Here is a 239-nt window from a genome sequence, read left to right as displayed (position 1 = left end):
CCCGCCTTGGACACACCGTTACCCTGCATGCACCCAGCGCTGATGCAGCCACCGCGCCAGGGCATCCAGCGCAAACCCCAGCAGCCCGATCAGCAGCACCATCGCCATCAGTTCCGAATACGCCAGCCGGTCACGGGTATCGAGGATGTAATACCCCAGCCCCGCACTCACCCCCAGCATCTCGCACGGCACCAGCACGATCCACAGAATGCCGATGGCCAGGCGCACGCCGGTCAACA

1 protein-coding gene is annotated in these 239 nt (G+C 64.9%); it reads right to left on the bottom strand.

The annotated features are described in order from the left end of the window. Positions 1-18: 18 nt before the first annotated feature. The coding region (locus AC0L20_RS41755) for an ABC transporter permease subunit (RefSeq protein WP_473295953.1) at positions 19-239 on the bottom strand (221 nt) is incomplete at its 5' end.

The organism is Bradyrhizobium sp. Kon58 (assembly GCF_055807455.1).
This window is presented reverse-complemented; position numbering and strand designations above follow the sequence as displayed.